Annotated in this window: 3 protein-coding genes; 1 reads left to right on the top strand and 2 read right to left on the bottom strand. The window is 66.1% G+C overall.

Going from position 1 to position 6,231, the window contains the following annotated elements; translation table 11 throughout:
- A partial coding sequence (locus tag VLF18_RS08330) for a hypothetical protein (protein ID WP_325279163.1) occupies positions 1 to 1,202 on the bottom strand: 1,202 nt, incomplete at its 3' end.
- A 229-nt stretch (positions 1,203 to 1,431) separates the two neighbouring features.
- On the bottom strand, positions 1,432 to 3,045 hold the full coding sequence (locus tag VLF18_RS08325; protein ID WP_325279162.1) for an alpha-glucosidase: 1,614 nt from the start codon (positions 3,043 to 3,045) through the stop codon (positions 1,432 to 1,434).
- Positions 3,046 to 3,427: 382 nt separating this feature from the next.
- On the opposite strand from VLF18_RS08325, the gene VLF18_RS08320 reads away from it, so the two are divergent.
- Entirely contained in the window at positions 3,428 to 6,166 is a 2,739-nt protein-coding gene (locus tag VLF18_RS08320) for a TonB-dependent receptor (protein ID WP_325279161.1), read from the top strand.
- The last annotated feature ends 65 nt before the right edge of the window (positions 6,167 to 6,231 follow it).

Below are 6,231 nucleotides of genomic sequence, written 5' to 3'. Positions count from 1 at the left end.
TTGTAGTACAGCGCGAGCTGCGCGTTCACGTCGACGAAGCCGCCGTTGACGTGATCGGTCGAGCCGCTGCCGGACGGACTGCCGCAGCCGCTGCCATAGTGATAGAACAGCCGCGACGGCACCGACAGCTCCAGGCCGAGCCCCGCCTTCGCGAGCTGGTCGTGATACAGCCACGCGTTGGCCTCGACGAACGCATACGGCTTCACGTCGACCTGCAGCTTCGCGCTGCCGACGATGCTCGGCCGGATCAGATCCTGGAACGTGACCGTCGAAACGTTGTCCGGCGGCGCGTTCCGCGCGCAGCCGTGGCGCGTGCAGGTCACGTCGAATCGCATCTCGCCCTGCGCGCGGCTCTTGAGCGCGAGCTGCGCCTCGGCCGTTGCCTTGACGTCGTAGCCGACGCCGAGCGGAAACTCGACGCCGAGACGCACCGGCACGGGGCCGACCATGAAGTTCTCTTCGAACTTCGGCGTCAGCAGCACGCGGCGGTCCGACTTCTCGAAGCTCGCGCTGCCGTTGGCCTCGAACATCGTCTCGCCGACGTTGAGCACGCCGGTCGCGCGTGCATTGACGAACTTCACGGCCCACGGAATGCAGATCGAGTTCTTCCGGAACGCGTAGGTCACGTCGACCGATGCGTCGCCGGTCAGCGGCACGTCGATGTCGATGTTGCCGCGGAAATTGCCGGCGCTTTCGCTGAACGTGTGGTGGAAGCCGTCGAACGATTTGCTGCGCGTGATGTGCCGCTCGCGCCAGTGCGTCGGGCAGAGCGGATTCAGGTCGAACTTGGTACCGAAGCCGGCCGCCTCGCCGGCGTCATCGGGTTCGATGTACTGCGCAAAGAGTTCGGCGGCCGTGCCGTCGGCCATGGCCTGCGCCAGATCCTGGCGCACGTTGAGCACGACGTCGGGCTCGGCGGCGAAGTCCGCGGCCAGCTCGTCCTTGATCGACTGCGGCAGCGGCGACGCCGCGAGTCCTTCGAGCGAACTCACGCTGACGATCGGCGCCGGATCGAGCGACGTCGTCTGAATCTCCATCGGCGGCGCGATCGGCGGAGCGACGAGCATCAGCTCCCAGCCTTCGCCCTGATCGACGACCTGCGGCGGCAGGTCGGCCGCGAAACTGCACGTGGTGCTGACCGCGAGCGCCAGCAGGACGCCGCCGCTCAGGCGGGAAATACGCGTATTACTGAACACTTTCATGGTTCCCTCTGTTCACGAGTGTGACCGCGGCCATTCCGGCGCGACCCGAGGCGACCCAGCGTCTCCTCGGGGCAGGAACTACGCGGAACCCTGTGCGGGCGCGCCACGACCTGTCGAAAGACAGGTGCGAACCCTGTCGAAAGTGAGGGGCCGAACGAACGCGACGTACTTGCGGTGCGCTACGGCGCGCCGCGCAGGAATGTGTCGCTGTCGCGCTCCGACGGTCGCTTCAGGCCAGCGCGAACCACCGCCCGCGCGGTGCGAGCAGCAGATCGCCGGCGTTCCAGCGCGAGTCGCCGTCGTCGGAAGCCATTGCGGAACGCGGGGCGCGTGCCAGCGGCAAGGCGACGCGCTGTACCGCATCCGAAAGATTGAACGCGACCAGCAGGGTCTGCTCCGGCGACCGCCGCCGGAACGCGAGCACGGGTTCCGGCACGTCGAGAAACGCGATCTCGCCGCGCACGAGCGCCGGCTGTTGGCGGCGCCACGCGAGGAACCGGCGCACGCGCTCCAGCGTCGACGTCGCATCGCCCGCCTGCGCCGCAACGGCAAGGCGCGCATGCGCGGCCGGTATCGGCAGCCACGGCGCGGCGTCCGAGAATCCGGCATTCTCCGAATCGTCCCAGGGCATCGGCGTGCGGCAGCCGTCGCGGCCTTTGAAATCCGGCCAGAACGCGATGCCGTAAGGATCGCGGATCGCGTCGAACGGCAGGTCGGCTTCGGGCAGGCCGAGTTCCTCGCCCTGATAGACGCAGGCCGTTCCGCGCAGGCAGCAGACCAGCATCAGCAGCTGCAGTGCCAGATCGGGCGACGGCGATGCGCCGCCCCAGCGCGTGACGACGCGCTGCACGTCGTGGTTCGACACGGCCCAGCAGGGCCAGCCTTCGCGCATCTGCGCTTCGAGCCGTTCGACCGTCGTGCGCACGTAGCCGGCCGACCCGTCGTCGGTCAGCAGTTCGAAGCTGTAGCCCATGTGCAGGCGGCCGTCGCGCGTGTACTCGGCCGTCGTTGCAAGCGAATCCTCGGCCGAGATCTCGCCGAGCGCGACCGCGTCCGGATAGCGGTCGAGCAGCGCACGCAGGCGTTCGAGAAAGGCGAGGTTTTCCGGCTGGGTATTATTGTAATAGTGAAATTGATACGCGTAGGGATTGTCGGCGCTGAAGCCGCGGCCGACGCGCTGCTCCGCGGGCTTGGGCGGGTTGTCGCGCAGCAGCCTGTCGTGAAAACAGAAGTTGATCGCATCGAGCCGCAGCCCGTCCACGCCGCGGTCCAGCCAGAACTGCACGTTGTCGAGCGCGGCCTGCTGCACGTCGGGATGGTGGAAGTTGAGATCGGGCTGGGTGGTCAGGAAATTGTGCAGGTAGTACTGGCGCCGGCGCGGCTCCCATTGCCAGGCGCCGCCGCCGAAGATCGACAGCCAGTTGTTCGGCGGCGCGCCGTCGGCGCGCGCGTCGGCCCAGACGTACCAGTCGGCTTTCTCGTTGTCGCGGCTCTCGCGGCTCTGCCTGAACCACGCGTGTTCGATCGAGGTGTGGCTGAGCACCTGGTCGATCATCACCTTGAGTCCGAGCGCATGTGCGCGTGCGAGCACGCGATCGAAGTCGTCGAGCGTGCCGAACAGCGGATCGACCGCGCGGTAGTCGGCGATGTCGTAGCCGAAGTCGTGCATCGGCGACTTGAAGAACGGCGAGATCCAGATCGCGTCGACGCCGAGGCTCGCGATGTAGTCCAGGCGCGCGAGCAGGCCCGGCAGGTCGCCGACGCCGTCGCCGTTCGCGTCCTGGAAGCTGCGCGGATAGACCTGATAGATGACGGCGCCGCGCCACCACGGAGTTCGACTCATTGCTGCGCGTCCGATGCCTTGCTGGCTGCCCTGACGGGTTCGGCGCGCAGCATAGCGGCGCGGACCGCCGCCGCTCGCGGCATTGCAATCGTATTCATCGCGCACGCGCCGGCACCGGCTTTCGCCGCGACGTCGTGCGCGCGTCGCGACATTGGCGCATTGCCGCATCGTCGGCGGCGGCTTCGCGTGTCGACGGACCGCCGGAACGCCGGCGCTGCATGTTGCGATTGCACACGATGTACACGGCGCCGCCGTCTCGGCGCCGCGTGACCGGCATCGCAATGAATACGTATGCAATGCCGTGGGCGCGGCGCGGCGCGCGTCTTACGATCCGCCGCCATCGTTGCAATACGCGGCGTCCGACGCCGACCGGGGAGGGGATATGCGTTTGAAGAAGAACCTGCTGACCGTCGCCATGCTTGCCGCGCTGCACAGCGCCGCGGCCGCCGCCGACACCGCAAGCGGGACCGACGCGGCGGCGAGCGAGTCCGCCGACGCCGAAGTGCTCGAGAGCGTCAACGTCACGGCCAACCGTCGCGTGCAGAGCATCCAGGAATACGCCGGCACGATTCAGAGCTTCAGCGGCGAGCTCGTCGAGAAGCTCGGCATCAATACCGATTTCACGAACCTGCAGACGGCCGTGCCGGGACTGCAGATCACGCGCCAGGAGGGCAAGTACGAGATCTTCCTGCGCGGCATCGGCGCGGCCGATTCGGACTTCTCGTCCGATCCGTCCGTCGCGACGTACTACAACGGCATCTACCTGCCGCGCCCGCGCTCGATCGGCCCGATGTTCTTCGACGTCGAGCGCATCGAGGTGAACAAGGGGCCGCAGGGCACGGTACGCGGCCGCAACGCGACCGGCGGTGCGATCAACATCATTCCGAACCAGCCCGAACTCGGCGCGTTCAACGGCAACGTCAAGATCGGTTTCGGCGACTACGACGCGCGCACGCAGGAAGGCGTCATCAACGTGCCGCTCGGCGACACCGTCGCGCTGCGCGCCGCGCTATTCTCCGAAACGCACGATTCCTACTACAGCAATGCGTACCCCGCAGGCTTCGAGCCGCCCGGCGCGGTCGACAACCAGGCCGCGCGCGTGTCGCTGCTGTGGCAGCCGAACGAGCAGTTCAGCGCGAACGTCATGATCGACCGCGTTGCCGAGGACGGCACCGGCGATCCCGGCGTGTTCGCGAACCGCGCGCTCGCGGCCGGCTATGACATCGACGACATCGACGATCCCTATACGCAGTATTTCCGCACGCAGGGCGAGACCGACAACGACATCAAGGGCATCGCGGCGACGCTGACCTACGACTTCGGCGCGTTCGCGCTCGAATACAACGGTTCCTACCGCGAATACGACTTCTACAATCGCAATGCCTCGCGCGAATGGCAGCTCGGTTTCCGCTATCCCGGCAGCGAGGTCGAGGCGTACCACAATCCCGAGCGCCTGCGCTGGAACGACACGTTCTTCCAGGCCGAGCAGTCGAGTTCGAGCATCAACGAGCTGCGCTTCCACGGCGAGACCGATCACCTGATCTGGTCCGCCGGCGGCTTTTTCTTCGGCGAGAAATACGACTACCTGTCCTGGGACGTCGGCAACGGCTATTTCGGCGACTGCGACTGGTGGCAGCCCGGCACCATCTGCGCGTGGCAGGACGGTCTCGGCGGCGAGAACCGCGGCGACGATTCGCGCGTGCGCTCCAACGCGGCCTATGCGGACTTCACGTTCAAGGTCAGCGACGCGTTTCGCGTGATGGCCGGCCTGAGGTACACCGACGACAAGAAGACCGCGCGCGAATCGAACATGAAGTATCAGTTCGTGATTCCCGAAGCGCTGTTCGCGGATTTCGGCCTCGACGTGAACACGCTGACGAATCCGTACACGACGGGCCTGATCCTCGGCTCGAGCGGCTTCGTGCTGCAGAGTCCCGGCGGCCGCACCTTGCACAATCCGCGCATCTGCAACGGTTTCGATCCGGCCACCATCACCTGCAACGGCGGCACCGACAACCCGGTCGACTATTTCATCGACGGCATACAGAGCTTCGGTTTCCAGGACAACTGGGACGAATTCCTGCGCCGCTACCGCGACCAGATCGACGTGATCATCCGCTCGGATTTCCCCGGCGGCCGCAGCACCAACGTCTATAAAGACGACTACATAGACTGGCGCGCCGGCGTCGAATACGACCTCGCCGACCGCTCGATGCTGTATGCGACCGTGTCGACCGGCACGCGTTCGGGCGGCATCAACCGGCCGCTCGTGCTGAGTACCGGCGCCGTGCTCGCGCGCACCTGGAAGCCCGAGGAGCTGACGTCCTACGAGGTCGGCATCAAGAACGACCTGCGCTGGGGCGATCTGCCCGTGCGGCTCAACGGCGCGCTGTTCTATTACGACTATCAGAACAAGGTCGTGCAGAACCTGATCGCCGTGCCGGCGCCGACGCCCACGAACCCTGCCGCGACCGTGCTGCAGGTGTTCAGCGACAACGCGGCCAATGCCGAGGTACTCGGACTCGAACTCGAAGCCGGCCTGCACTGGCGCAACGGGTTCGATCTGAGCCTCAACTACAACTACCTCGACGCGACGTTCGCGAATTCCTACATCCTCGACACGCGCGGCAACAATTTGATCGTGCCGATCGGCGGCAACCGCCTGCCGAACACGTCCAAGCACAATCTGAATCTGCAGCTGAGCCAGACCGTCGATCTCGACTGGGGCGCGGTGCGCGCGTTCGACTGGACCGTGAACATGCTGTATCGCTCGGACTTCTTCCTGACCGCGTTCAACAACCGCGGCTTCGGCCGCGACGCGAGCGGCAATGTCATCGAGATTCCGCTCGCGCAGATGAGCGTCAACAACGGATCGAACCCCGCGCAGGTCGGCCCGGCCGCCAATGGTCTCGCGCTGCAGGACACGGTCGACGGTTTCACGATCTTCAACGTGTCGGCGGGACTCACGATGGGTTCCGAGGATCAATACCGCCTGTCGGCCTACGTATCGAACCTCACCGACAAGGCATTCTCGGGCAAGGGCTTCATCAACGACTCGGTGAACCTGCGCTACCTCAACACGCCGAGGACTTACGGGGTACAGTTTGCGGCGAAGTTCTGAGAGCCAGACGCCGGCGAGGAAACTCCTTCTCCCCCAGGCGAGCTGGGGGGAGAGGGCCAGCGTTG

The sequence above is a fragment of the Tahibacter sp. genome (assembly GCF_035481375.1).
Taxonomy (GTDB): domain Bacteria; phylum Pseudomonadota; class Gammaproteobacteria; order Xanthomonadales; family Rhodanobacteraceae; genus Tahibacter.
This window is presented reverse-complemented; position numbering and strand designations above follow the sequence as displayed.